General features: G+C 43.9%; 22 protein-coding genes. 6 read left to right on the forward strand and 16 right to left on the reverse strand.

Annotated features, from left to right (window positions below; genetic code table 11):
• Positions 1 to 327: 327 nt before the first annotated feature.
• The 8 genes from sucD to sdhC form a co-directional block, all read right to left on the reverse strand.
• A complete protein-coding gene (sucD, locus tag ACX5KA_RS16045) occupies positions 328 to 1200 on the reverse strand; it encodes a succinate--CoA ligase subunit alpha (protein WP_014998326.1) in 873 nt (290 codons plus the stop codon).
• Positions 1200 to 2366, reverse strand: coding sequence for an ADP-forming succinate--CoA ligase subunit beta (gene sucC, locus ACX5KA_RS16050; protein WP_412726914.1), 1167 nt, complete (start codon positions 2364 to 2366; stop codon positions 1200 to 1202). The genes sucD and sucC overlap by 1 nt, the downstream gene beginning before the upstream one ends.
• A gap of 152 nt (positions 2367 to 2518) precedes the next feature.
• A complete protein-coding gene (gene odhB / locus ACX5KA_RS16055; protein ID WP_458731649.1) occupies positions 2519 to 4030 on the reverse strand; it encodes a 2-oxoglutarate dehydrogenase complex dihydrolipoyllysine-residue succinyltransferase in 1512 nt (503 codons plus the stop codon).
• Between the two features lie 9 nt (positions 4031 to 4039).
• Positions 4040 to 6859: a 2-oxoglutarate dehydrogenase E1 component gene (sucA, locus tag ACX5KA_RS16060; RefSeq protein WP_458731650.1), complete on the reverse strand. Its 2820-nt coding sequence runs from the start codon at positions 6857 to 6859 to the stop codon at positions 4040 to 4042.
• Positions 6860 to 7035: 176 nt separating this feature from the next.
• Complete coding sequence (locus tag ACX5KA_RS16065) at positions 7036 to 7746, reverse strand: succinate dehydrogenase iron-sulfur subunit (protein WP_012518362.1); 711 nt, start codon at positions 7744 to 7746, stop codon at positions 7036 to 7038.
• 14 nt (positions 7747 to 7760) lie between these two features.
• A complete protein-coding gene (gene sdhA / locus ACX5KA_RS16070; protein ID WP_014949447.1) occupies positions 7761 to 9533 on the reverse strand; it encodes a succinate dehydrogenase flavoprotein subunit in 1773 nt (590 codons plus the stop codon).
• A gap of 1 nt (position 9534) precedes the next feature.
• A complete protein-coding gene (sdhD, locus tag ACX5KA_RS16075; RefSeq protein ID WP_014949446.1) occupies positions 9535 to 9882 on the reverse strand; it encodes a succinate dehydrogenase, hydrophobic membrane anchor protein in 348 nt (115 codons plus the stop codon).
• Positions 9876 to 10250, reverse strand: coding sequence for a succinate dehydrogenase, cytochrome b556 subunit (sdhC, locus tag ACX5KA_RS16080; RefSeq protein WP_014998321.1), 375 nt, complete (start codon positions 10248 to 10250; stop codon positions 9876 to 9878). The genes sdhD and sdhC overlap by 7 nt, the downstream gene beginning before the upstream one ends.
• 704 nt (positions 10251 to 10954) lie before the next feature.
• Here sdhC and ACX5KA_RS16085 point away from each other — a divergent pair.
• Both ACX5KA_RS16085 and ACX5KA_RS16090 read left to right on the forward strand, forming a co-directional pair.
• Positions 10955 to 12232, forward strand: a complete 1278-nt coding sequence (locus tag ACX5KA_RS16085) for a citrate synthase (protein ID WP_014949444.1) — start codon at positions 10955 to 10957, stop codon at positions 12230 to 12232.
• Between the two features lie 99 nt (positions 12233 to 12331).
• Positions 12332 to 12754 carry a DUF3429 domain-containing protein gene (locus ACX5KA_RS16090; protein ID WP_039220421.1) on the forward strand — a complete coding sequence of 141 codons (423 nt, stop codon included), beginning with the start codon at positions 12332 to 12334 and terminating at the stop codon, positions 12752 to 12754.
• A gap of 243 nt (positions 12755 to 12997) precedes the next feature.
• Here the strand turns inward: ACX5KA_RS16090 and ACX5KA_RS16095 are convergent, their stop codons facing one another.
• From ACX5KA_RS16095 to ACX5KA_RS16110, 4 genes are all read right to left on the reverse strand, one after another.
• Entirely contained in the window at positions 12998 to 14458 is a 1461-nt protein-coding gene (locus tag ACX5KA_RS16095) for a phosphohexomutase domain-containing protein (RefSeq protein ID WP_039220423.1), read from the reverse strand.
• A 194-nt stretch (positions 14459 to 14652) separates the two neighbouring features.
• Entirely contained in the window at positions 14653 to 15156 is a 504-nt protein-coding gene (locus ACX5KA_RS16100; protein ID WP_039220426.1) for a GNAT family N-acetyltransferase, read from the reverse strand.
• Between the two features lie 115 nt (positions 15157 to 15271).
• The gene (locus ACX5KA_RS16105) at positions 15272 to 16135 is read right to left on the reverse strand and encodes a pirin family protein (protein WP_039220427.1); all 864 of its coding nucleotides are present in this window, start codon (positions 16133 to 16135) and stop codon (positions 15272 to 15274) included.
• A gap of 86 nt (positions 16136 to 16221) precedes the next feature.
• A complete protein-coding gene (locus tag ACX5KA_RS16110; protein WP_278344446.1) occupies positions 16222 to 17187 on the reverse strand; it encodes a glutathione S-transferase family protein in 966 nt (321 codons plus the stop codon).
• 220 nt (positions 17188 to 17407) lie between these two features.
• On the opposite strand from ACX5KA_RS16110, the gene tcdA reads away from it, so the two are divergent.
• Together tcdA and ACX5KA_RS16120 are read left to right on the forward strand one after the other, a co-directional pair.
• Positions 17408 to 18184: a tRNA cyclic N6-threonylcarbamoyladenosine(37) synthase TcdA gene (gene tcdA, locus ACX5KA_RS16115; protein WP_187446614.1), complete on the forward strand. Its 777-nt coding sequence runs from the start codon at positions 17408 to 17410 to the stop codon at positions 18182 to 18184.
• 111 nt (positions 18185 to 18295) lie between these two features.
• Positions 18296 to 18709 (forward strand): hypothetical protein, encoded by a 414-nt coding sequence (locus ACX5KA_RS16120; protein WP_039220432.1) that lies wholly within the window; start codon positions 18296 to 18298, stop codon positions 18707 to 18709.
• A 90-nt stretch (positions 18710 to 18799) separates the two neighbouring features.
• On the opposite strand, the gene ACX5KA_RS16125 is transcribed toward ACX5KA_RS16120, so the two are convergent.
• The gene (locus tag ACX5KA_RS16125; protein WP_014976532.1) at positions 18800 to 19270 is read right to left on the reverse strand and encodes a DUF2919 family protein; all 471 of its coding nucleotides are present in this window, start codon (positions 19268 to 19270) and stop codon (positions 18800 to 18802) included.
• A gap of 305 nt (positions 19271 to 19575) precedes the next feature.
• On the opposite strand from ACX5KA_RS16125, the gene rimO reads away from it, so the two are divergent.
• Together rimO and ACX5KA_RS16135 are read left to right on the forward strand one after the other, a co-directional pair.
• Positions 19576 to 21030 carry a 30S ribosomal protein S12 methylthiotransferase RimO gene (gene rimO, locus ACX5KA_RS16130; protein WP_338853629.1) on the forward strand — a complete coding sequence of 485 codons (1455 nt, stop codon included), beginning with the start codon at positions 19576 to 19578 and terminating at the stop codon, positions 21028 to 21030.
• A gap of 161 nt (positions 21031 to 21191) precedes the next feature.
• Positions 21192 to 22004 carry a substrate-binding periplasmic protein gene (locus ACX5KA_RS16135; RefSeq protein WP_338853628.1) on the forward strand — a complete coding sequence of 271 codons (813 nt, stop codon included), beginning with the start codon at positions 21192 to 21194 and terminating at the stop codon, positions 22002 to 22004.
• Between the two features lie 142 nt (positions 22005 to 22146).
• Here the strand turns inward: ACX5KA_RS16135 and ACX5KA_RS16140 are convergent, their stop codons facing one another.
• The 3 genes from ACX5KA_RS16140 to ACX5KA_RS16150 form a co-directional block, all read right to left on the reverse strand.
• Positions 22147 to 22806, reverse strand: coding sequence for an SDR family oxidoreductase (locus tag ACX5KA_RS16140; protein WP_283628408.1), 660 nt, complete (start codon positions 22804 to 22806; stop codon positions 22147 to 22149).
• Between the two features lie 131 nt (positions 22807 to 22937).
• Positions 22938 to 23687 (reverse strand): 3-deoxy-manno-octulosonate cytidylyltransferase, encoded by a 750-nt coding sequence (gene kdsB / locus ACX5KA_RS16145; protein WP_458731651.1) that lies wholly within the window; start codon positions 23685 to 23687, stop codon positions 22938 to 22940.
• Positions 23688 to 23729: 42 nt separating this feature from the next.
• Positions 23730 to 23924 (reverse strand): Trm112 family protein, encoded by a 195-nt coding sequence (locus ACX5KA_RS16150; protein ID WP_014949430.1) that lies wholly within the window; start codon positions 23922 to 23924, stop codon positions 23730 to 23732.

A 23924-nucleotide genomic window follows, 5' to 3' on the forward strand; every position in this document is an offset into this window, starting at 1 on the left:
AAAACGGGTGTCCCATACAGTTATAGTTGTTGTCTTTTTGTTGTTCTTATGACAATTAAATGACAATACATTTCGTCGGCATAATGCTATAGAGGACCTAGGGTTTGCACAATTGCCTGCATACGTATTCAATAAAATTTGCGCAACACGGCGTTAACAAAGGATATTCACATTAATATGTAATTTAACAACACAAAATACGTATTTTCGGGCTTTTAGCGCAAATAGTTGTAATTTCGTTACATGCAAACTTGAAGAAATGTTAATAAACGGGCACAAAAAAGCCCGCGCTAGGCGGGCTTTTAAACAAGTTTGTAACGCGTTAGCTTACCAACCTGTAGTTTCGCGAAGTGCCTTACCGATATCGGCAAGTGAACGAACAGTCTTAACGCCTGCGTCTTCTAGTGCTTTGAACTTCTCATCAGCAGTACCTTTACCGCCTGCGATGATTGCACCAGCGTGACCCATACGCTTGCCTGGAGGAGCAGTAACACCAGCGATGTAAGAAACAACAGGTTTAGTTACATTCGCTTTGATGAACGCCGCAGCTTCTTCTTCAGCAGTACCACCGATCTCACCGATCATTACGATAGCTTCAGTTTGCGGGTCGTCTTGGAACATCTGAAGGATGTCGATGAAGTTTGAACCAGGAATTGGGTCACCACCGATACCAACACAAGTAGACTGGCCAAAACCTTCGTCAGTGGTTTGCTTAACCGCTTCGTACGTAAGTGTACCAGAGCGAGATACAATACCTACTTTACCAGGCTTGTGGATGTGACCAGGCATGATACCAATTTTACACTCTCCAGGAGTGATAACACCTGGGCAGTTTGGACCAATCATGCGAACGCCTTTTGCTTCAACGTATTCTTTAACGTAAAGCATGTCTAGCGTAGGGATACCTTCAGTGATACATACGATTAGCTCGATACCCGCATCTGCAGCTTCAACGATTGAATCTTTACAGAAAGGAGCTGGCACGTAGATAACTGTTGCCGTTGCGCCAGTTGCTTCTACCGCTTCACGTACAGTATTGAATACTGGAAGACCTAGGTGCTCAGTACCGCCTTTACCTGGTGTTACACCACCAACCATTTGCGTACCGTAAGCAATTGCTTGCTCAGAGTGGAAAGTACCCTGACCGCCAGTGAAACCCTGACAAATTACTTTAGTATCTTTATTAATTAATACAGACATTATTTGCCCTCCGCTGCAGCAACAACTTTCTGTGCTGCATCAGTTAGCGATTCAGCAGCAATGATATCTAGACCAGAGTTCGCTAGAACTTCACGGCCAAGCTCTGCATTGGTACCTTCAAGACGTACAACTACAGGTACTTCTACGCCAACTTCTTTAACCGCACCAATGATACCTTCTGCAATCATGTCACAGCGAACGATACCACCGAAGATGTTAACCAATACCGCTTTAACATTGTCATCAGAAAGGATGATCTTGAATGCTTCAGCTACACGCTCTTTAGTTGCGCCGCCACCAACGTCTAGGAAGTTAGCTGGCTTACCGCCGTGTAGGTTTACGATATCCATAGTACCCATTGCTAGGCCTGCACCGTTAACCATACAACCTACGTTACCGTCTAGCGCAACATAGTTTAGTTCCCACTGAGCTGCGTGAGCTTCACGCGCATCTTCTTGTGAAGGATCTTGCATATCTTTCAGCTTAGGCTGACGATAAAGCGCGTTTCCATCGATACCTACTTTTGCGTCTAGGCAGTGTAGGTTACCGTCAGTTTTGATAACTAGCGGGTTGATTTCGATTAGGGCAACGTCAAGCTCTTCAAACATCTTAGCTAGGCCAAGGAAAATTTGAGTGAATTGCTTGATTTGAACGCCAGAAAGACCAAGTTTAAACGCCATTTCGCGCGCTTGGTAAGGCTGAGGACCAACAATTGGGTCGATTTCAGCTTTAAGGATTTTTTCTGGAGTCTCTTCTGCAACAGTTTCAATCTCAACGCCACCTTCAGTAGAAGCCATGAATACAACGCGACGGGTTGTACGGTCAACTACTGCACCAAGGTAAAGCTCGTTAGCGATATCTGTGCAAGATTCAACTAGGATTTTGCTCACAGGCTGACCGTTTTCGTCAGTCTGGAAAGTCACCAAATTTTTGCCAAGCCAGTTTTCAGCGAAAGCGCGAATGTCGTCTTTGTTTTTAACTAGCTTTACACCGCCAGCTTTACCGCGACCGCCCGCGTGTACCTGACACTTAACTACCCACTCGTTTCCGCCAATTCGGTCAGCGGCTTCTACAGCACCTTGAGCAGTGTCTGCTGCGTATCCTTCAGAAACAGGCAAACCGTATTCTTTGAATAGCTGCTTACCTTGGTATTCATGCAAATTCATGGTGTTTCTATCCGATTTTTAGTAAGACAAAAGCCGCAAATGCGACTTGATTAGTTTGACTGATATTATAGGGCAAATATCAGCGTTGCGTTAGGCGCAAAGCAAGATAACACAAGCTAAGCGCCTAACCACAATTCCGTGAGACGAAAGTCTTATACGTCTAGAAGTAGACGTGTTGGATCTTCTAGCATCTCTTTAACGGTTACCAAGAAACCTACTGATTCTTTACCATCGATAATACGGTGGTCATAAGAAAGCGCTAGGTACATCATTGGTAGAATTTCTACTTTGCCATTAACAGCCATTGGGCGGTCTTGGATTTTATGCATACCCAAAATAGCGCTCTGTGGCGGGTTAATGATTGGTGTAGACATTAGTGAACCAAACACACCACCGTTGGTGATTGTGAAATTACCACCTTGTAGTTCAGCCAATGACAGCTTACCGTCACGGCCTTTAAGTGCTAGTTCCTTAATTCCTTTTTCAACACCTGCCATGCCTAGTGTGTCAGTATCTTTAAGTACTGGTGTCACAAGGCCACGCGGTGTAGAAACAGCAATCGATACGTCGAAGTAGTTGTGATAAACAATGTCATCACCGTCGATTGACGCGTTAACTTCAGGGAAACGTTTAAGTGCTTCGGTTACCGCTTTCACATAGAAAGACATGAAACCAAGACGAATACCGTGACGCTTCTCGAAGCTGTCTTGATACTGCTTACGAAGATCCATAATTGGCTTCATGTTAACTTCGTTAAACGTAGTTAACATTGCAGTAGAGTTCTTCGCTTCTAGAAGACGGTTAGCAATAGTCTTACGAAGACGCGTCATTGGAACACGCTTCTCAGTACGGTTACCCGTTGGCAATTCTGCTGATACAGATTCAGTTGAAGCAGGTGCTGCTTTTGCTGAGCTTTCGCCACCTTTAAGGTACTTTTCTACGTCTTCTTTAGTGATACGGCCGTTTTTACCTGTACCTTTTACTTTAGCTGCGTCAACGCCTTTTTCAGCAAGTAAACGACGTACTGATGGGCTAAGCGCATCGCTGCTGTCGTCACTGTCATCTGATTCTGCCGATGCCGCCGGAGCAGAAGCGCCGCTTGCAGCACCTTCTACGAATTTTGCAATTACTTCTTCAGCAGTTACCGTAGCGCCTTCTTCTGCGATGATTTCTGCAAGAGAACCATCCGCAGGTGCTACAACTTCAAGAACTACTTTGTCTGTCTCGATATCTACTAAGTTTTGGTCGCGCGATACTGCCTCGCCTACAGCAACGTGCCATGTAGCGATAGTTGCGTCAGCTACGGACTCTGGAAGTACTGGCACTTTAACATCAGAAGTTTTACCAGAAGCCGCTGGTGCCGCGTCTGATTTTGAATCGTCTTTTGCTTTGCTTTCTGCTTTAGCTTCAGCCGGTGCAGCAGCACCGCCCTTTTCTAGTTTAGCAATAACTTGTTCGCCTAAAACAGTTGCACCCTCTTCGTTTAGGATCTCACCAATTGTACCGTCCGCTGGCGCCACAACTTCTAAAACCACTTTATCAGTTTCAATATCAACCAGGTTCTGGTCTCGTTTAACTGCGTCACCGGCCTTTACGTGCCAGGTTGCAATGGTGGCATCGGCAACTGACTCAGGTAGAACCGGAACTTTTATCTCAATTGTCATTACTGTTCCTTATTTAATTGTGAGTGCGTTTTCAACCAGGGCTTTTTGTTGCTGGTTGTGAACGGATACATAACCTACTGCAGGTGACGAGGATGCATCACGGCCTGCATATGTTAATTTTGCACCATCTGGAATTGCTTGCCAGAAGTGGTGTTGGCTACAGTACCAAGCGCCTTGGTTTTGAGGCTCTTCTTGACACCAAACCCAATCTTTTACATGGCTGTATTGTGCCACAACTTTAGCGCATTCTTCTTGTGGGAATGGATAAAGTTGCTCTAAACGGATGATTGCAACGTCTGTTTGCTCATTTTTACGGCGCTGGTCTAACAAATCGTAGTAAACCTTGCCCGAACACATAACAACACGCTTCACATTCTTCGGATCGATGTCATCAATTTCTCCGATTACATTATGGAATTTACCTTCTGCTAGCTCTTCAAGTGAAGATACCGCAAGAGGATGACGTAATAGTGACTTAGGCGACATTACGATAAGTGGCTTACGCATAGGGCGCACCACTTGGCGACGAAGCATGTTATAAACCTGTGCCGGTGTAGAAGGTACACATACTTGCCAGTTGTGATCGGCACACATTTGAAGGAAACGTTCAAGACGTGCAGAGCTATGCTCTGGGCCTTGGCCTTCGTAACCGTGTGGAAGTAAAACGGTAAGACCACACAAACGGCCCCACTTTGCTTCACCAGAGCTTAAGAACTGATCAAAAACAACCTGCGCACCGTTAGCGAAGTCACCAAACTGGGCTTCCCAAATAGTCAGACATGTAGGCTCTGCTGTCGCATAACCATACTCGAATGCCATTACTGCTTCTTCCGAAAGCACAGAGTCGTAAATTTCAATTTCACCCTGACCTTCGCGAATATGTTGTAGAGGCATATACGTCGATGCGTCTTTTTGATTGTGCAATACCGCGTGACGGTGGAAGAAAGTACCACGGCCTGAATCCTGACCTGTAATACGAATATCTTCGCCGGCATCTACAATAGTGGCATAAGCTAAGTTCTCTGCCATACCCCAATCAAGTAGCTTTTCACCCGCGACCATCGCTTTACGGTCTTGGTAAAGCTTGTTTACACGAGACTGAAGCTTGTGCTCTTCAGGAATAGTAGTGATTGACTCACCTAGCTCTTTAAGCTTCTCAACTGAAAGCGCTCCATCGTAAGGCGTATCCCAGTCGTGACCAAGGTACGGAGACCAGTCAACGCTATGCTCTGTCATTGGACGCCACTCTTCAACAACGCACGCGCCATGGTCAAGAGCTTCACGGTACTCTTCAACATAACGATCTGCATCACGTTGCTCTATCACACCTTCAGCAATTAGCTGATCAGCATAGATTACGCGTGGAACTGGATGCTTTTTAATTTTTTGGTACATCAACGGCTGAGTTGCATTTGGCTCATCCGCTTCGTTGTGACCATGACGACGGTAACAAACTAAATCAATTACAACGTCTTTCTTAAACTTATTACGGTATTCAAGCGCAAGCTGTGTAACAAAGGCAACCGCTTCAGGATCGTCAGAGTTCACGTGGAAAATTGGCGCCTGTACCATTTTAGCAATGTCAGTACAGTATTGTGTAGAACGGGTATCTTCAGTTTTAGACGTCGTGAAACCAACCTGGTTGTTTACCACGATTCGAACTGTACCACCCACAGCAAAGCCACGAGTTTGTGACATGTTGAAGGTTTCTTGAACTACACCCTGACCTGCTATTGCCGAGTCACCGTGAATAGTAATTGGAAGTACAGTATTTGTGTCGTTGTTGCGGCGAGCAAGACGTGCACGTACTGACCCCATTACTACTGGGTTAACAATTTCAAGGTGAGACGGGTTAAATGCTAGCGCTAGGTGAACGTTGCCACCAGGCGTTGCAAAATCTGAAGAGAACCCTGCGTGATACTTAACGTCACCCGCACCTAATGAGTCGTCGTGCTTACCTGAGAATTCGTCAAACAGGACAGAAGGGTTTTTGCCCAGCACGTTAACTAGAACATTCAAACGACCACGGTGAGCCATGCCGATAACCACTTCTTTGGTACCCGCAGTGCCTGCTTTGGTAATTAAACCTTTAAGCATTGGAATAAGTGCGTCGCCACCTTCTAGCGAGAAACGCTTTGCACCTGGGAATTTAGAACCCAAGTACTTTTCCATTCCGTCAGCCGCAGTAAGGCCTTTAAGAATGCCTAACTTCTCATCGCGAGAAATTTCAGGTTTTGCTTGAACAGATTCAATTTTTTGTTGTAACCAACGCTTCTGCTCGGTATCAGTGATGTGCATATATTCTGCACCGATAGAGCCACAGTAAGTTCGGTTAAGCGATTTAAACAGTTCACCAAGCGGCATAGAATCTTTACCAATGGCATAAGACCCTACATTGAACACTGTATCAAAATCTTGTTCAGAAAGGCTGTGGTGAGATAGTTCAAGGTCGCGAACACGCTCTTGTTTCCATAGACCAAGAGGGTCTAAGTTAGCGTGCTGGTGCCCGCGGAAGCGGAACGCGTTAATTAACTGAAGAACTTTAACTTGCCTGTCGTCTGAAACATTTGCAGAAGGCACAGACGGACTAGACATGCGGGCGGTTGGCCCTAACGCAGCAAGTTGCCTAAATTGATTTTTAATTGTTGTATGATTGGTTTCTAACTCTACGCCATCGACTTTGGGGAGGTTATCGAAGATTTGTCGCCAATTTTCAGAGACACTTTGCGGGTCTTCTAAATAAGTTTCATACAACTCTTCAACATAGGCAGCGTTGGCACCTGCCATGTGCGAGGAATCCCACCACGCTTTCATCACGCTTTCTTGCATTTAATTTGCCTTGCTACGTTTTATAAAATCTAGTTAACAATCAAGATGTATTATAAGGTTATTCTCAGCATAACCAAGTGTTATAACAGCGAATATATAAAAAAATAGCCATCCTTTTGGGATGGCTATTTAGAGCATCACTATCTGTAACTTTAGGAAGTTATCAGAATATAGTACTAAACAGCCCGTTGTAAAAGCATAGACTTAATTTGGCCTATCGCTTTTGTAGGGTTTAAGCCCTTAGGACATACACTTACACAGTTCATGATACCGTGACAGCGGAATACGCTGAACGCATCATCAAGGTCGTTAAGACGCTCTTCAGTTGCCGTATCACGGCTATCGATAAGGAAGCGATAAGCGTGAAGCAAACCAGCAGGACCGATGAACTTATCAGGGTTCCACCAGAATGACGGGCATGAAGTTGAACAACATGCACATAAAATACACTCGTAAAGACCGTCTAGTTTTGCACGCTCCTCTGGCGACTGTAAGTGCTCGCGTGCTGGCGGCTGCTTACTGTCGTTGATTAAGAACGGCTTAATCTTCTCGTATTGTGTATAGAACTGCGTCATATCAACAACAAGGTCACGTACTACCGGTAGACCTGGAAGTGGACGTACTACTATTTTACCTTTGCCCAGTGCAGATAAAGGAGTGATACACGCTAGGCCGTTTTTGCCGTTCATGTTCACACCGTCTGAACCACATACACCTTCGCGGCACGAGCGACGGAAAGAAAGCGTCGGATCTTGCTCTTTAAGTGCAAGTAGCGCGTCTAGCACCATCATGTCCTGACCTTCCTCTACTTCTAGAGTGTAGTCTTGCATGCGAGGCTTCGCGTCTACTTCTGGGTTATAACGATAAATCGAAAAAGTTAATTGCATGATCGTTGCCTCTCTTAATATGAACGCACTTTAGGCGGGAATGCTTCCCTAAGCTTAGGCGCCATATTCACTTCACGTTTAAGCATTTTATCAGTGTTCGGATCGTAGATACTGTGGCATAACCAGTTATCATCATCACGGTCCGGGAAGTCGAAGCGGCTGTGGGCGCCACGGCTTTCCGTTCTGAAGTTCGCTGCTACTGCTGTGCTGTACGCGGTTTCCATCAGGTTATCAAGCTCTAAACACTCAATACGCTGGGTATTGAAGTCTGCGCTCTTGTCGTCAAGGCGTGCATGCTTAAGACGCTCGCGAATTTCGCTAAGCTCTTTAAGACCTTCCGCCATTGCTTCACCTTCACGGAATACTGAGAAGTTAAGCTGCATGCATTTCTGCAAGTCTTTCTTAATTTGAACTGGGTCTTCGCCCTTACCTTTCTCTGAATTTTCCCAACGGTTGAAACGCGTCATAGAAGCTTCAAGATCAGACTCTGATGCGTCGCGTGTTGGTGCCATTTCAGACAATGTCTTACCAAGGTGTAAACCGGTCGCGCGACCGAATACAACAAGGTCAAGAAGTGAGTTACCGCCAAGACGGTTCGCACCGTGTACAGATACACAGGCAATCTCACCACAAGCAAATAGACCGTTGACAACCTTGTCGTTACCGTTTTCATCAACCGTTAGACATTGGCCATCAACATTTGTAGGAATACCACCCATCATATAGTGACAAGTAGGAATTACTGGAATTGGCTCTTTCACTGGGTCAACGTGTGCAAACGTACGTGAAAGCTCAAGGATACCAGGTAGACGAGACTCAAGAACGTCTTTACCAAGGTGGTCAAGCTTAAGCTTAATGTGAGTACCCCATGGGCCTTCACAACCACGACCTTCACGAATTTCAGTCATCATTGAACGCGCAACAACGTCACGACCAGCAAGGTCTTTCGCGTTAGGTGCATAACGTTCCATGAAACGTTCGCCGTCTTTGTTTAGAAGGTAACCACCTTCACCACGACAACCTTCTGTTACCAATGTTCCTGCGCCAGCAATACCCGTTGGGTGGAACTGCCACATTTCCATATCTTGAACTGCAACGCCTGCACGAAGTGCCATACCAACACCGTCACCGGTATTGATGTGTGCATTTGTAGTAGATGCGTAGATACGACCCGCACCACCTGTTGCAAGTACAACTGCGCGAGACTTGAAGTAAACTACTTCACCAGATTCGATATCAATCGCGGTACAACCAACAACGTCTCCGTCTTGGTTTTTAACTAGGTCAAGTGCATACCACTCAGAGAAAACTTTTGTTTTGTTCTTTACGTTTTGCTGGTAAAGAAGGTGTAGAAGCGCGTGACCAGTACGGTCAGCTGCAGCTGCTGTGCGAGCGCCCTGCTCGCCACCAAAGTTCTTAGACTGGCCGCCAAAAGGACGCTGGTAGATTTTACCATTTTCGAAACGCGAGAAGGGTAAGCCCATGTTCTCCATTTCAATAATTGCTTCTGGGCCAGTTTTACACATGTATTCGATTGCGTCTTGGTCACCGATATAATCAGAGCCCTTAACGGTGTCATACATGTGCCATTCCCAGTTGTCTTCGTGCGAATTACCAAGTGCTACGGTAATACCACCCTGCGCAGACACAGTGTGAGAACGGGTTGGAAATACTTTAGATAACAGTGCACATGATTTACCAGACTGCGAAATCTGTAATGCTGCGCGCATACCTGCACCGCCAGCACCAATTACAACTGCATCAAACTCGTGAACGGGTAAACTCATTTTACACTCCCCACAATACGAATAGGCCAACAGCTACATAGCCGAATGCGATTATATTTAAGATATATTGTAGTCCTGCGCGCAGACCTGCTGATTTAACATAGTCTGTAAGCACCTGCCAAAGGCCGATGCGCACGTGGATCATCACTGCTACAAGTGCTGCCAATGTGAAAACTTTCATAGCTAGGCCAGAGAACAACCCTCGCCATTCGATAAACGTTAGGTTATCGGTGGTAATAAAGAACCACGCCATGAAAACCGAGTACGCGAAAATAATTGCTGCTGTAGCGCGAAGTGAAACGTAGTCTTGTACGCCGTCACGCTTTATGCTTGCTTGGTTGGTTACCATAATGCAACTCCCAATACTACGGTCAGTACAACCCAAAGTGCGATTACTGCTTTTGCACTTGTGTTACCCGACTCTAATTCTTCCCAGTGACCTAAATCCATAACAACGTGTCTTAGGCCGCCTAGAATGTGATACGTCAGCGCTGAAGCTGTGCCAATTGCGACAAATTTTCCAAGGAAACCGTCCATGATTGCTTGTACGTCCGCGAAACCTTCAGGCGAATGAACAGAAACTGCCCATGCCCAGATAACAAAAAGTAGCGCGAAGAACATTGCAACACCGGTTACGCGGTGGAGAATTGACGAAATAGCAGAGGGCGGAAATTTAATAGTATTGAGTTCTAAATTTACTGGTCTTTGCTTTTTCACAATGTATGCCTGTTTAATCCGTAGGGGATAATGAATTTCTTACCTTTATTATGTCCTGAGTAAGTGAATTCGATTTTTAACCTGTTAATTGCCTCATCCATTGAGTTGTTAACAATTTGTGAATTATTCTTTAATGCCTGTAACAGAATAATTATTCCATTTCCAAAGCACCGCTGAGTATATCCAGCGTAGTATATAATTACAATTTTTTGTGCCGTAGTAAGACTTTAGTCGCTATATACACTTTTATGATAATTATTTTGAATAAAAAGAGATCAAAATTGAGCGCAACACGTTTAAACGAGCGCAATTACAGTGTTAAGAAGTTTACCAGCAGCTAAATGGAATAACTATGCATAACAACGAGAAATTAAGCACTTTTAATCTGTGTGCGTATTTATTCCTCATCAAAAGGTTACTTTTTAAACTAAGCTGTTAATATATTTATCGTTCGGTGGTTTACCTTTATCGAAAACCCATTGATAATTGCACCGTATCGGGCAAAGTGAAATCCCAACGAGTTAATTAATCGTTATCTGATTGCTAGTATTTTTTTAAGCAATTCGGAATATTTATTGTGCAAATATGCAATTAAATTGACTTGTTAGTGCATAATAAAGTACAAATACGCCCACTTTTCCCAACGAAGCGGATATTTTCGTCCGTTTTCGCTGCAAACAGAACCATTCTGAGGAGAGCATTTTATGGCAGATCAGAAAGCCATTCTTAAAGCCGGCGGTAAGGAAATCGAGCTTCCTATCTTGTCTGGCACCGAAGGACAAGATGTAATCGATGTCCGTACGTTAGGCCAGCACGGTTATTTCACGTACGACCCAGGTTTTATGGCGACAGGATCTTGCGAGTCTTCAATTACCTATATTGATGGCGCTCAAGGTGTATTATTACACCGCGGTTTCCCTATTGAAGAATTAGCGCGTGACGCAGACTACTTAGAAGTTTGTCACATGCTTCTTCACGGTGACGCACCAACAAAAGAACAGTACGAAGAATTTAAAGAGACAATTACTCGTCACACCATGGTACATGAACAAATTAACATGTTCTTCCATGGTTTCCGCAACGACGCCCACCCTATGGCAATGCTATGTGGTACCGTTGGCGCGATGTCTTCGTTCTACCACAGCGATTTAGACGTTTCTAATGAAGAACAGCGCATTCGCAGCGCACACCGTCTAATTGCTAAAATGCCTACTCTTGTTGCTATGTGCTACAAGTACAATGTAGGTCAGCCGTTTGTTTATCCACGAAACGACTTAAGCTATGCAGCTAACTTCCTGAACATGATGTTCTCTGTACCAGCAGAAGAATATCAAATCAGCCCAGCTGTTGAGCGTGCGATGGACCGTATCTTTACGCTTCACGCAGACCACGAACAGAATGCTTCAACGTCTACCGTTCGTCTTGCCGGTTCATCTGGTGCGAACCCATATGCATGTATTTCTGCTGGTGTTGCTTCACTTTGGGGTCCTGCTCATGGTGGTGCAAACGAAGCATGTCTGAACATGCTAGAAGAAATTGGCACAGTTGATCGTATTCCTGAGTTTATTGCACGCGCTAAAGACAAGAATGACCCATTCCGTCTTATGGGCTTCGGTCACCGTGTTTATAAAAATCACGATCCACGTGCAACAGTAATGCGTGAAAGCTGTCACGAAGTATTAAGCGAGCTTAACGTAAAAGATCCACTACTAGAAGTAGCGATGGAACTAGAAAAGATTGCGTTAAGTGACCCGTACTTTGCAGAGAAGAAACTGTTCCCGAACGTAGACTTCTACTCAGGTATCGTTCTTAAAGCAATTGGTATTCCTACCAACATGTTTACGTGTATTTTTGCCCTATCTCGTACAGTAGGTTGGATTTCACACTGGCATGAAATGATGAGCGACCCTAAACAAAAAATTGGTCGTCCTCGTCAGCTTTACACTGGTCACAACCAGCGTAAGTACACGCCAATTAAGTAGTAAATTAGTAAATACTGAACTAAGTATTACGCTTAATAGTAAAAATAGCGCCTTTATGGCGCTATTTTTGTTTATACAAGATTACTTCAAGGAACAACAATGCCCTATTCAGCGGTTTTTCTAGGTATTGCCGGTCTCATTCCTTTTGTGGCTATGCCACTGGCTTATCAGCTTAACCTGTTATCGCTTACACAAAGCGCTGTTTACTTTGTCCAATACTCAGCTGTGCTATTGTCTTTCTTTGGTGGCATTCATTGGTGGGATGCGATAAGTAACCAACGTTATGACAAACAAATGTTAGTCGCTATGTTGCCGACCATAATTGGGTGGCTGTGTTTAGTGTTCTCTCATGACGTGAAGGTGTTTGGCGTTTTATCGTTAAGCTACGTTGCAGTACTTATTTACGACAAATTTGTCCTTAGCCTTCCTAAAGAGCAGATTGTAAGTTACATAAGCTTGCGGATGGGATTAACAAGTGTCGTTGTTATCTGTCACGCCTGGATGATTTACTTGCTCGTCTAGCGTTACTACTACCAGCTTAGCTTTAGAGACATAAAATTAGATAATTGCGAAAAAAGTAAAAGAGGCAAAAGCCTGCGGTGCTTAAGCGAGTTTCTAACTCAAGCAAAAAGTTACGCATAACCAGTATAAGCAATTGATAAATATAGCTTTAACAGGTTTAAATCTCGAAAAAAAAGGCGATAATATCGCTATATTATCGCCTTCGTTTTTTACTTCTAGCGTTATTAACGAAAAGTAACGAGGTTATTCAGCGCGAATAAGCGAAAGTAGCTCTTCGGTTTTTTGTTCCATCAACGCAATGTCGCCTTTACTTTCAACGTTTAAGCGAATAACTGGCTCAGTATTCGATTTACGTAAATTAAAGCGCCAAGTACCAAACTCCAGACCCAAACCATCGGTAGTATCGACTACGCTGGCTAGTGGCTGATATTTACTTGTAACGCGTTCCAGCGCTGCATCAGCATCTTTTAGTTTACTGTTAATTTCACCAGAAGATGGAAACGCTTCAATTCGCGCTTTTACCATACTCGCTAGTGTTTGCTTTTTCACACACACCAATTCAGCAATTAACAACCAAGGGATCATGCCTGAATCACAGTAGGCAAAATCTCTAAAGTAATGGTGCGCACTCATTTCACCCCCATAGACCGCATCTTCTTTGCGCATACGCTCCTTAATAAACGCATGGCCGGTTTTCGACTTAATGGGTGTACCACCTGCATTCGCTACGATATCTTCTGTATTCCAGTATACGCGAGGGTCATAAATGATTTTACTGTCGGTGTTTTTCTCGATAAAGGCTTCAGCAAGCAAGCCAACGATATAATATCCTTCAATAAATTCACCATCAGCGTCAAACAAGAAGCAACGGTCGAAATCACCATCCCATGCAATGCCAAAATCAGCTCCTGACGCTCTAACGGCATCAGCAGTGTCAGCACGGTTTTCAGGTAACAATGGATTGGGGATGCCGTTTGGAAATGTACCATCAGCATTGTGATGTACTTTTACAAATTCTATCGGAACACCCTGCGCTTTCATTTCTTGTTCAATGGCGTCAAGTGCAGGGCCTGCTGCACCATTACCAGCGTTAACTACCACTTTTAACGGTGTAAAATTACTTAAATTCACATAAGACAGCATGTGAGATACATAGTCAGACATACACGATTTAACCGTATATTTTTCGGTTTCAGAAAGCTTGTCTTCTTTTACATGGGCCGTACCGTTAAAAAACGCATCGGCATCAATTAACGCTCCCTCAGTGTAGTGTGCTAATCGCTCTGACACGAAGCTATCTTCTAATGCTTCCGCTTTCTCTTTTATGGCGTTTAGACCTGTGTCGCCGCTAATTGGAACAGAGCCCGCCTTAACCAATTTCATGCCGTTGTAATTAATGGGGTTATGACTTGCCGTTACTTCAATACCACCATCAACGCCAAGGTGTTTGGTAGCGAAGTAAATTTCTTCTGTTCCTGCCATGCCAATATCGGTCACTGTTGCACCAGCATCGATTAGACCTGCGCTTAACGCTAATTTTAATGGTGTTGACGTAAGACGCACGTCACTACCAACAACAACAGTTTTCGCATTTAATTCTTGCGCAAAAGCATAGCCAATTCGATACGCTACATCTTCAGTCAGTTGTGAGTTCAATTCGCCACGAATATCGTACGCTTTAAAGCAGGTAATTGGGGTTGCCATTTGGATCGAAATTCCCTTTGTTTTAACTATTTACGATTACATTATCGCTTTTTACAACACAAAAGCGCATACGCCCCTTTGTTATTGTCGTAAAAGAGATTAGACATACCGATATTAAATCATTAGAGGGAGTGAATTACTAATTCAATTTAATCAGCGCAACGTTTCGCTAACGCTGTTTTCAATCGATGAGTTTAAAGCGCGAGTTCGAAGTAGATACTGTTATGGAAAGCGCCTTGATGACGATACTTTCGGCGAAAGCACAGCGTAGGACTAAAACCATTCTTGATAAGGACTTTTTCAGAAGCGGCATTGTTGTCCATGACTTCTGCAGTGAGCAATTTTATGCCCATGCTTTTGGCCTCCTCAATTAAAAATGAGACGCAGTGAGAAGCAATGCCTTTTCCACAATCCTTCTCTGCAACTCGATAGCCGATTTCCGCCTTGTCGCCTGCTCTATTTTCGATGTTAGCACGCGCTACAACCTTGTTATTTCGTTGTTCATCAACAAGCACATAACCCCAAGCTCTTTTCTGCTGTTGTAAGTAAAGCAATTCGCTAATGTGGTAGCCAACGCCATCCAATGAATAAAACGCTGCCTCTCTTGGTGCTATAGACAATTCAAAATAGGCTTTGTTACTACGCTCAAATTCTAAAAGTGATAGCACGTGTTTTTCGGCGACGCTTTCAAATTGCATCGACAGTGCTGCTCCTTGCTGAACCTAATTAAGAGGTATTGATTAAAAGCTCAGTCTACTACCAGTCCGCATAGATAATTACCCATAGTCGAATCAAAACAGGCAAACCTTGTATCTACTTCGCTAATGAACCGCTTTGGTAATCGTTAAATGCCTGAACAATTTCCTGCTGAGTGTTCATTACAAAAGGCCCATATTGGACCACAGGCTCCTCAATAGGTTTACCTGAGACCACTATAAATTTACAACCTGTATCAGCGGATACAGATAGCTGCTTGCCACTTTGAGACAAAACACCCAGCTCTCCCTGCGACACAATTGTTTCTTTGCTAAGTTCGCCGCTATTAATGACCACGCTTCCCTCGTACACATAAATAAAGGCAGCTTCATCCGAACCCAGTGCAATTTCCGAACTCCCGCTTCGTAGTGCAACGTCTAAAAAAGTAGGCGCAACCGCCGTTGTCTTCACAGGCCCTTTCACACCATCAATTTCACCTGCTAACACTTTGATTACTGCATCTTGAATGTGTACTGTAGGCACACTATCTGGCTGTATGTCTTGATAGTTCGGCGCTGACATTTTCTCTACGGCCGGAAGATTCACCCACAGCTGAAAGCCTTGTAACAAGCCCTCCTCCTGCTCTGGCATTTCTTCATGTATTATGCCTCGACCCGCATTCATCCATTGAATGCCACCAGCATCAATAACCCCCTCATTGCCTACAGAGTCTTTATGGCGCATTTTTCCTGCAAGCATATAAGTAACTGTCTGAAAACCACGGTGAGGATGTGGTGGAAAACCAGCAATGTATTCACCTGGATTATCTGAACCAAAAAAATCCAACATTAAAAAGGGATCGAGGCGAGGTAGATCAGGTTGCCCAATAATACGAGTAAGCGACACCCCCGCGCCATCACTTGTTGGCATACCTGTAACCACTTTCTCTATCGATTTTTGTTCACTCACTTCCACTGACATAATGTGTATCTACCTTAAATCTTAGCCTTCACTATCTTTTACGAGCTTCACGTTTAGCTTTTTGTATTACCGACCTTTTGTGTGCTTTAACGTTCTATTTTATCGCGACCGTGAGGCGACATAAGATCTTGCTCTGGCCCGACGGGGATTACCTGGGTTGGATTTATCATAGTGTGGCTGTAGTAATAGTGCCTTTTGATATGGTCGAAGTTTACCGTTTCAGCAACGCCCGGAACTTGATAAAGTTCTTTCATATAGCCGTAGATGTTTGGATAATCTGCGATTTGCTTTTTATTGCATTTAAAATGCCCGTGATACACAGCGTCGAAGCGTATCAGCGTGGTAAATAAGCGCCAGTCTGCTTCTGTTATTTTGCTGCCAACCAAATAACGTTGTTTGCTCAACCTTTCTTCAACCCTATCTAGGGCGCAGAACAATGCAGTTACTGCCTCTTCATAGGCCTCTTGCGTTGTAGCAAATCCAGCTTTATACACGCCATTATTTATGTCGTGATACACCATATTGTTGATGGCATCAATTTCTTCACGTTGGGCGTTAGGATAATAATCGTCTTCATTATTAGTCAGTGAATTAAACCCACTGTTAAAAATACGGATAATTTCAGCTGATTCATTATTAACGATAGTTTCTGTTCGTTTATCCCAAAGGATTGGAACAGTGACACGGGTGGTTATCTCAGGTTCTGCCTTAGTATAAATTTGATGCGCATAATCAAAGTTATAAAGCTTATCTCCCGTTGCTCCTGGGTAATCTTTAAACTCCCAGCCTTGATCAAGCATCTCAGGGTGTACCACCGAAACATCAATATGCGCTTCCAATCCCTTTAACTTTCTAAATATGAGCGCCCTGTGGGCCCAAGGACAAGCTAACGAGACATAAAGATGATAGCGACCAGATTCAGCGGGAAACGTGGAACCATCTTCGTTACTGACTTTGTCACGAAATTTAGATGCTTGGCGCTCAAATTTCCCACCATTTTTGCTGGTGTCGTACCACTTGTCTTGCCATTTTCCATCAACGAGTAAGCCCATATGCCTGCCCCTTTTCATTACTTCATTAAACAATGAATTCATTTAAACATGTATTGGGTAGAACGTATGTCGCTTAAAATCGGATTTATTATTCGAAAAAACTGGAGTGTATTGATCTTTAGTGTTCACTTTTGAGATGATGCGCGCCCTGCTAGCGTGTTTGCACGTTTTTGTGAAAACACACGCCTTTGAGTTAGTTTATTTTTAAGTGAAGTGAAACATGTCTGATGATCCACGTTTAGGCGGTATTGTGCGTTTGTATGGCGCACAGCAAACTAATAATTTAGCCAACAGTCATGTGGCTGTAGTCGGCATTGGCGGTGTGGGAAGTTGGACTGCAGAAGCACTAGCTCGTTCGGGCATTGGTACTATAACCCTTATTGATTTAGACGATGTTTGCGTAACTAATACAAATCGTCAAATTCACGCGCTTTCCAATACCATAGGAGAAGCAAAGGTCGACGCCATTGCATCGAGAATTAACTTGATAAATCCTGCTTGCAAAGTGAGTTGTATTGAGGATTTTGTTACTCCAGAAAATACGGCCACGCTTTTAACCAAAGAAATGCACGCTGTAGTCGATGCCACTGACAGTATTCGCGCTAAAGCGGCGATGATAGCTCACTGTAAACGCAACAAAATTCCAATTGTTACGGTTGGCGGTGCGGGCGGTCAAATAGACCCAACTCAAGTCACTAAAGGCGATTTAGCTAAAACAACACAAGACCCCCTAGCAGCTAAGCTACGCAGTGAGCTTAGACGTAACTATAATTTTAGTAAAAACCCAAAACGCCGCTTTGGCGTTGAGTGTATCTATTCAACAGAGCAATTGCGCTACCCACAACCTGACGGCTCGGTTTGTTACAATAAATCTGCAATGGAGGGTGGTACTCGACTAGACTGTGCAGGCGGCTTTGGTGCTGTGGTCACCGTAACCGCCACCTTTGGTATGTTTGCCGCTGCAAGTGTAATAAATAGATTAACTGGACAAAAATAGACTTTGGCCGATAACTTGCGCACAATAGTCAAAAACTTATAACACCTTGTCTTAACGACTTTTTAAGCGTTAACTTGTTATACCAAAGGTATCGGTGAGAAGGAGAACAACATGTCACCTGATGAACTCAATAAATTAATGGCAGATTGCGCGAAGGACGCTGTGGCTACAGCAGCTGATGAGTTCGAAATTGTACTCGACTACTCACCTGCTAGCGTAGCACTGGTGGACGATATTTTACTTAGTTTCGTAGACAAATATCACGATTTAGCGTTAGAAGATGAAGCAGTGTTCACCATCTGTAATATCTTTGGCGCTTATGTTGGAGAAATTTTAAAAGCGCAGCTAGATGGTGAATGGATTTACGATCAGTCAAATCCTAAAGCACCTGCCGTTTTTCTTCAGGTTGGTGAAAATACCTATGCCTTAGCGGGTATTTGCTATGAACGTCTGGTTAACGACAGTCAAATCAGCGTATTTGCCTACTATGAACAGGCGTTGGGGAACCACTTACGCAGCCACTAACGTTCTCACAGATTTTGCACTCAGTTTAACGTCTGTTCAATTGAGTGCATTTAATATATTTCCGATAAAGATGTTTTTGGAGAATGAGGTTCAGGGGTTAGGTGTTTCCCAATCCTCTACCATCCACTTTAAATGACGACTTTTTGAAATTGCGTACAAGGCTATACTGTAAAAAACGATTTTTACACCCGTAATCGTTTCAAACCCCCAGTGATGATGCATAGCGTAGTAAAGCTGAACACTCAACAATGCCAACACCCCCAATTGAGCCAGCGGAATAACCCATCGGCGCCATGCTAAAAAGCCTTTTTTCCATAAGCGATCTCGTTGACTAACCAAAGATAACGCAATTAACACAGGTAAACTTGCCGCTAACCCCAACCCTAACGTTTCTTTTTGTGGGTAAAAGAACGTAAGTAGCTCACTAGTTTGAGTGCGGGAAGCCAGAGAAAAGACGAACGCGAGCCAGTCAATGCATAGAAGTATAAACACGCTGTAAAGCCAACGGGGAGGAAGGATTCGCCCTGACTCATCATAAAAAGTTAGCGGTAATTTAAGCATGCATTCACTTCTATTTTATTAATTTGAATCCTAAAGCGCATTCATCTTTACTAATGTTATTTTCAAGAAGTGATAAATGTGGGGGTGAGTAAGGTATTTTTAAACCTTGTTCGTGCCGCTTTTACAATGAAACCCGTGGCCGTTTAAACTTGTTTTCACATTTAGTGCCTAAACTACGGCTGTACTGTGAGAATGCGTCAATAATTTATATCGTGGTCGCTAATTATATATACTGCGTACAAGCGTGTTTTCCTGTATAATCCGCGGCCATTTTAAGCTCAGTCATTTTCCAGGTGATATTTTAGATGACAGTAGAAACGTTTAATCCAAACAAAGTAGTAAATAAAACCACCACGCTAGAAACGCCAGTGAAGGTATTAAGTGACAACAAACCTTCGCAACAAAGCAATGGCAGCAGAATTGGTTTTGTTAGCTTAGGTTGCCCTAAGAACTTAGTTGATTCAGAGCGTATTCTTACTCAACTTCGCACCGAAGGTTATGACGTAGTCCCTACCTACAACGATGCCGACTTGGTTATCGTTAACACCTGTGGATTCATTGACGCGGCGGTAGAAGAGTCATTAGACACCATAGGCGAAGCACTTAAAGAAAACGGCAAAGTTATCGTTACCGGGTGTTTAGGTGTTAAAGAAGACGAAATTAGAGAGCTTCATCCAAATGTACTGGCTATCACTGGGCCTCATGCCTACGAAACGGTAGTTGAGCAAGTACACGATCATCTTCCAAAACCCCAGCACAATCCGTTTGAAGATCTGATCCCTGACCATGGTGTAAAATTAACGCCTCGTCATTATGCTTATTTAAAGATTTCAGAAGGCTGTAACCACCGTTGCACGTTCTGTATCATTCCTTCTATGCGTGGCGACCTTGTCAGCCGCCCAGTGGGTAACGTACTCGATGAAGCTAAGCGTTTGAAAGACGCTGGTGTTAAAGAGCTATTGGTTATTTCACAAGACACTAGCGCCTATGGTGTTGATGTTAAGCACAGAACGGGCTTTTGGAACGGCATGCCGGTTAAAGCACACATGCAACAGTTGTGTGAAAAACTGGGCGAAATGGGCATTTGGGTCCGTTTACATTACGTGTACCCTTACCCGCATGTGGATGACCTAATTCCACTAATGAACGAAGGTAAAATCCTTCCTTACTTGGATATTCCGTTTCAACACGCCAACAAACGTATTCTTAAGTTAATGAAACGCCCTGGTAGCGCTGAACGTGTTCTTGAGCGCGTTAAAAAGTGGCGCGAACAGTGCCCATCATTAGTCATTCGTTCGACATTCATCGTCGGCTTTCCGGGCGAAACGGAAGAAGAGTTTGAAGAGTTATTGGACTTCCTTCGCGAAGCGCAGCTTGATCGTGTTGGTGCATTCGCCTATTCCCCTGTTGAAGGTGCAAGAGCAAATGACCTCCCCGACCCAGTGCCAGAAGAAGTGAAACAAGCTCGCCTTGCACGGTTTATGGAAGTACAGGGCGAAATAAGCGCAGCGCGACTTCAAGCGAGAATCGGTAACGAATATCAAGTTGTTATCGACAGCGTTGATACAGAAGGTGCCGTTGGCCGTACCTATGCAGACGCACCGGAAGTTGATGGTCTGGTTCATTTAAACGGCGTTTATGACGTAAAACCTGGCGATCGTGTATGGGCAGAAGTTATTCACGCTAACGAACACGATGTATGGGCAGTATTGTCTGAAGACCAAGACGAAGAAGACGAAGGCGCTGATCCCGCGCTGTAACTTTCGATTAACTGCAGTCTATACTCAAAAGTCATCTATTCGTTATTTTTGTAACCCTATCGGCTAATTGCCAGTCGATAGGGTTTTATGTATAACAGACCCTACACACAATTAAACAAGTAAAACTATCAATGCCATCTTCTGTGGTACGTGAATAAAATATGGCAATGTTACCCTACTCCAAACTGAAACACTCTTCCCGCCACATCTTGTCATTTGGCATAGTGCTCATTTTAACTTTCGTATTCAACCCTCGTGCACATGCCAGTACAGAGTGCAAGACTTTACACACCGCGGGAGCACAACAGTGGTTTCCCTACGCATTTAACGAGTTTGAAGGAAGGTTGAAAGCTACGGGGATAGCATTTGACGTTTTAACCCTGCTAGCACGGGATTTAGGTGTCACACTAAAGATAGAAACCGGGCTCCCCTGGAAGCGAATAGAATCCAAACTCGACGCGGGCGAGCTTGATATTTTGGCGGGAAACTATTGGAACCAAGCTCGTAGTCGAAAATGGCTTATCACCGCACCGTTTGCAGCAGAAGAGGTTTACGTTGTGCTCTCTCCTTCACTTTCTCAAACGCGAGGTACCGACCTTTCGCTTAACGCACTCGCGCAATATATTGGTGTGATGCCTCGAGGAATAAGCTTAGGTGAAAAATTCGATAGCATTAAATCAAACTTGAATATTATCGAAGTTAAAGACCACGACAAAATGTATGAAATGATACGTCGACATCGCGCTGACTACGCTGTTTCACCACAAAGCGCAGCACTAAGCCACTTGAACGACCCAGAAAATGACGGCATGCGAATAAGCCAGTCACCTATATCATCAAACAATGTACATTTTGCTATCTCCGCCAAATCAAAGTGCGCATCACTATTTCCAGAGTTTAACCAAGCCCTTAGCGCTCGTTTTAAAGACGGGTCTATTAAGCAAATCATTGATACGTATGATTTAACGCGCTAAAGCTAGGACGCATTGGAACGATGTAGTTAAGGACACGTACAGTTAAAGACAGGTGTAATTTAAAAGTAAAAGAGCGCTTTTCGTAAGCGCTCTCTTGGTGTGATGCATTATTGATTGAGTTTGTGGCAAACCAACATTAAAGCTACCAAGGCAACTCATCACCATTTGAATGGATGAAGCGACCTGCATTAGATACATTTAGCTCATCTATGCGTTGTGACAAACGCTCAGCACAGGTATCAGCATCAATATCTCCCGCTCCATTCACCATTTCTGTTTGAACGAATCCAGGATGAAAAATACCTACTGCAATCCCCTTGGGCTTCAGATCATTCGCCATGGAAACTCCCGCCGCGTTTAGTGCGGCTTTGGACATTCGGTAGCCATAGTAGCCGCCTGACCCATTGTCTGCCATTGAACCCATGCGACTGGTAATCATGGCAATTTTACCGTCTTTTGCCATTGCCGGTAATAGTGTTTGAGTAACTAACAATGGACCTAATGCATTAACCCTAAATTGATAATCGATGGTATTTGGATCCCAATCGTCAATACTCTCGCGTCCGAGCACTCCGGCATTATTAATGAGCAAATCGATGTTAACGTCCATTAAAGGTGCAAGCTTTTCAGCCAACATGTCTGGTTGGGATACGTCCACACCTTTGATGATTGTCACACCTGCACTGTTTAGCTCGTCGCAACTGTTTCGACAGGTAGCATAAACTTTCGCACCACGTGCTTTATATTGCTTGGTAAGCGCAAGGCCTATGCCTCTGTTGCCACCGGTAATAACTACGTTCATAACGGTTCCCTTGTTATTATGTGTATGCGTTTAAAAGGTTTCACTCACCTTTTACAAGAACTGGCTGTTTAGATAAGGCTTTTTGCTAATTTACTAAAAAGCGTCAGCCCTATTTCAGCACTCATTTCTTATTAACTTATAGTCTTTAAAAGACGTTCTAGATCTTCCGGGGTATCAATTCCAACTGGCGGTGGCGCTATCGCCACCTCACAGTGAATCTTATCGCCATACCATATGGCTCGAAGCTGTTCTAAGGATTCAATTTGCTCCAGAGAGCTAGGCGCATAGGCAACATATTGCTTAATGTATTCAGCACGATAGGCATAAATACCTATATGGCGTTTGTACAGTGACGTATTTGCAGATTGTGGGTTTGCCATCATGTGATCGCGTTCAAAAGGAATAGGAGAACGTGAGAAATAGATAGACTCACCCTTTTCGTTTACCAACACCTTAACGATATTGGGGTTAAACACATCCTCAACACGTTCGATAGGCGTAGATAATGTAGCCATCTGGCACTGAGGCGCATTGGCAAGATTATCTGCAACCTGCCTGATGTTTTCGGCGGGAATAAATGGCTCATCCCCCTGTACGTTAACCACAATAGTAGAACTCGCAATGCCTTCTTTTTCGATAACCTCGGCAATGCGCTCTGTTCCAGATTGGTGGTTGACAGACGTCATGCATACTTGAGCAAAACCTAGCACGACGTTTTGAATACGTTCATCGTCCGTGGCAACAATGACGTTATCCGCTCCAGCTTCTTTAGCACGTTCAACCACATGTTGAATCATCGGCTTTCCGTCAATAAGCGCTAAGGGTTTGCCAGGAAACCGACTTGAGCCGTATCGAGCAGGGATCACAACTGTAAATGACATAACTTTATTTCGCCCTTATTTACCACTTAGTTTAACGTTTTATTACCGTGTTGCGTCAACATCGTCTAACGACAATGCTGTTGCTTTACTTTCGATAAGTACAGGGATGCCATCTTTAATATCGAAAGCCAATCTATCAAATCGACACACTAACTGGGTGCTATCATCACTCAGAACTAATTTTCCCTTACACACTGGGCAAGCCAAAACTTCTAAAAGCTTTTTATCAAAGGCCAT

The sequence above is a fragment of the Alteromonas alvinellae genome (genome assembly GCF_902705805.1).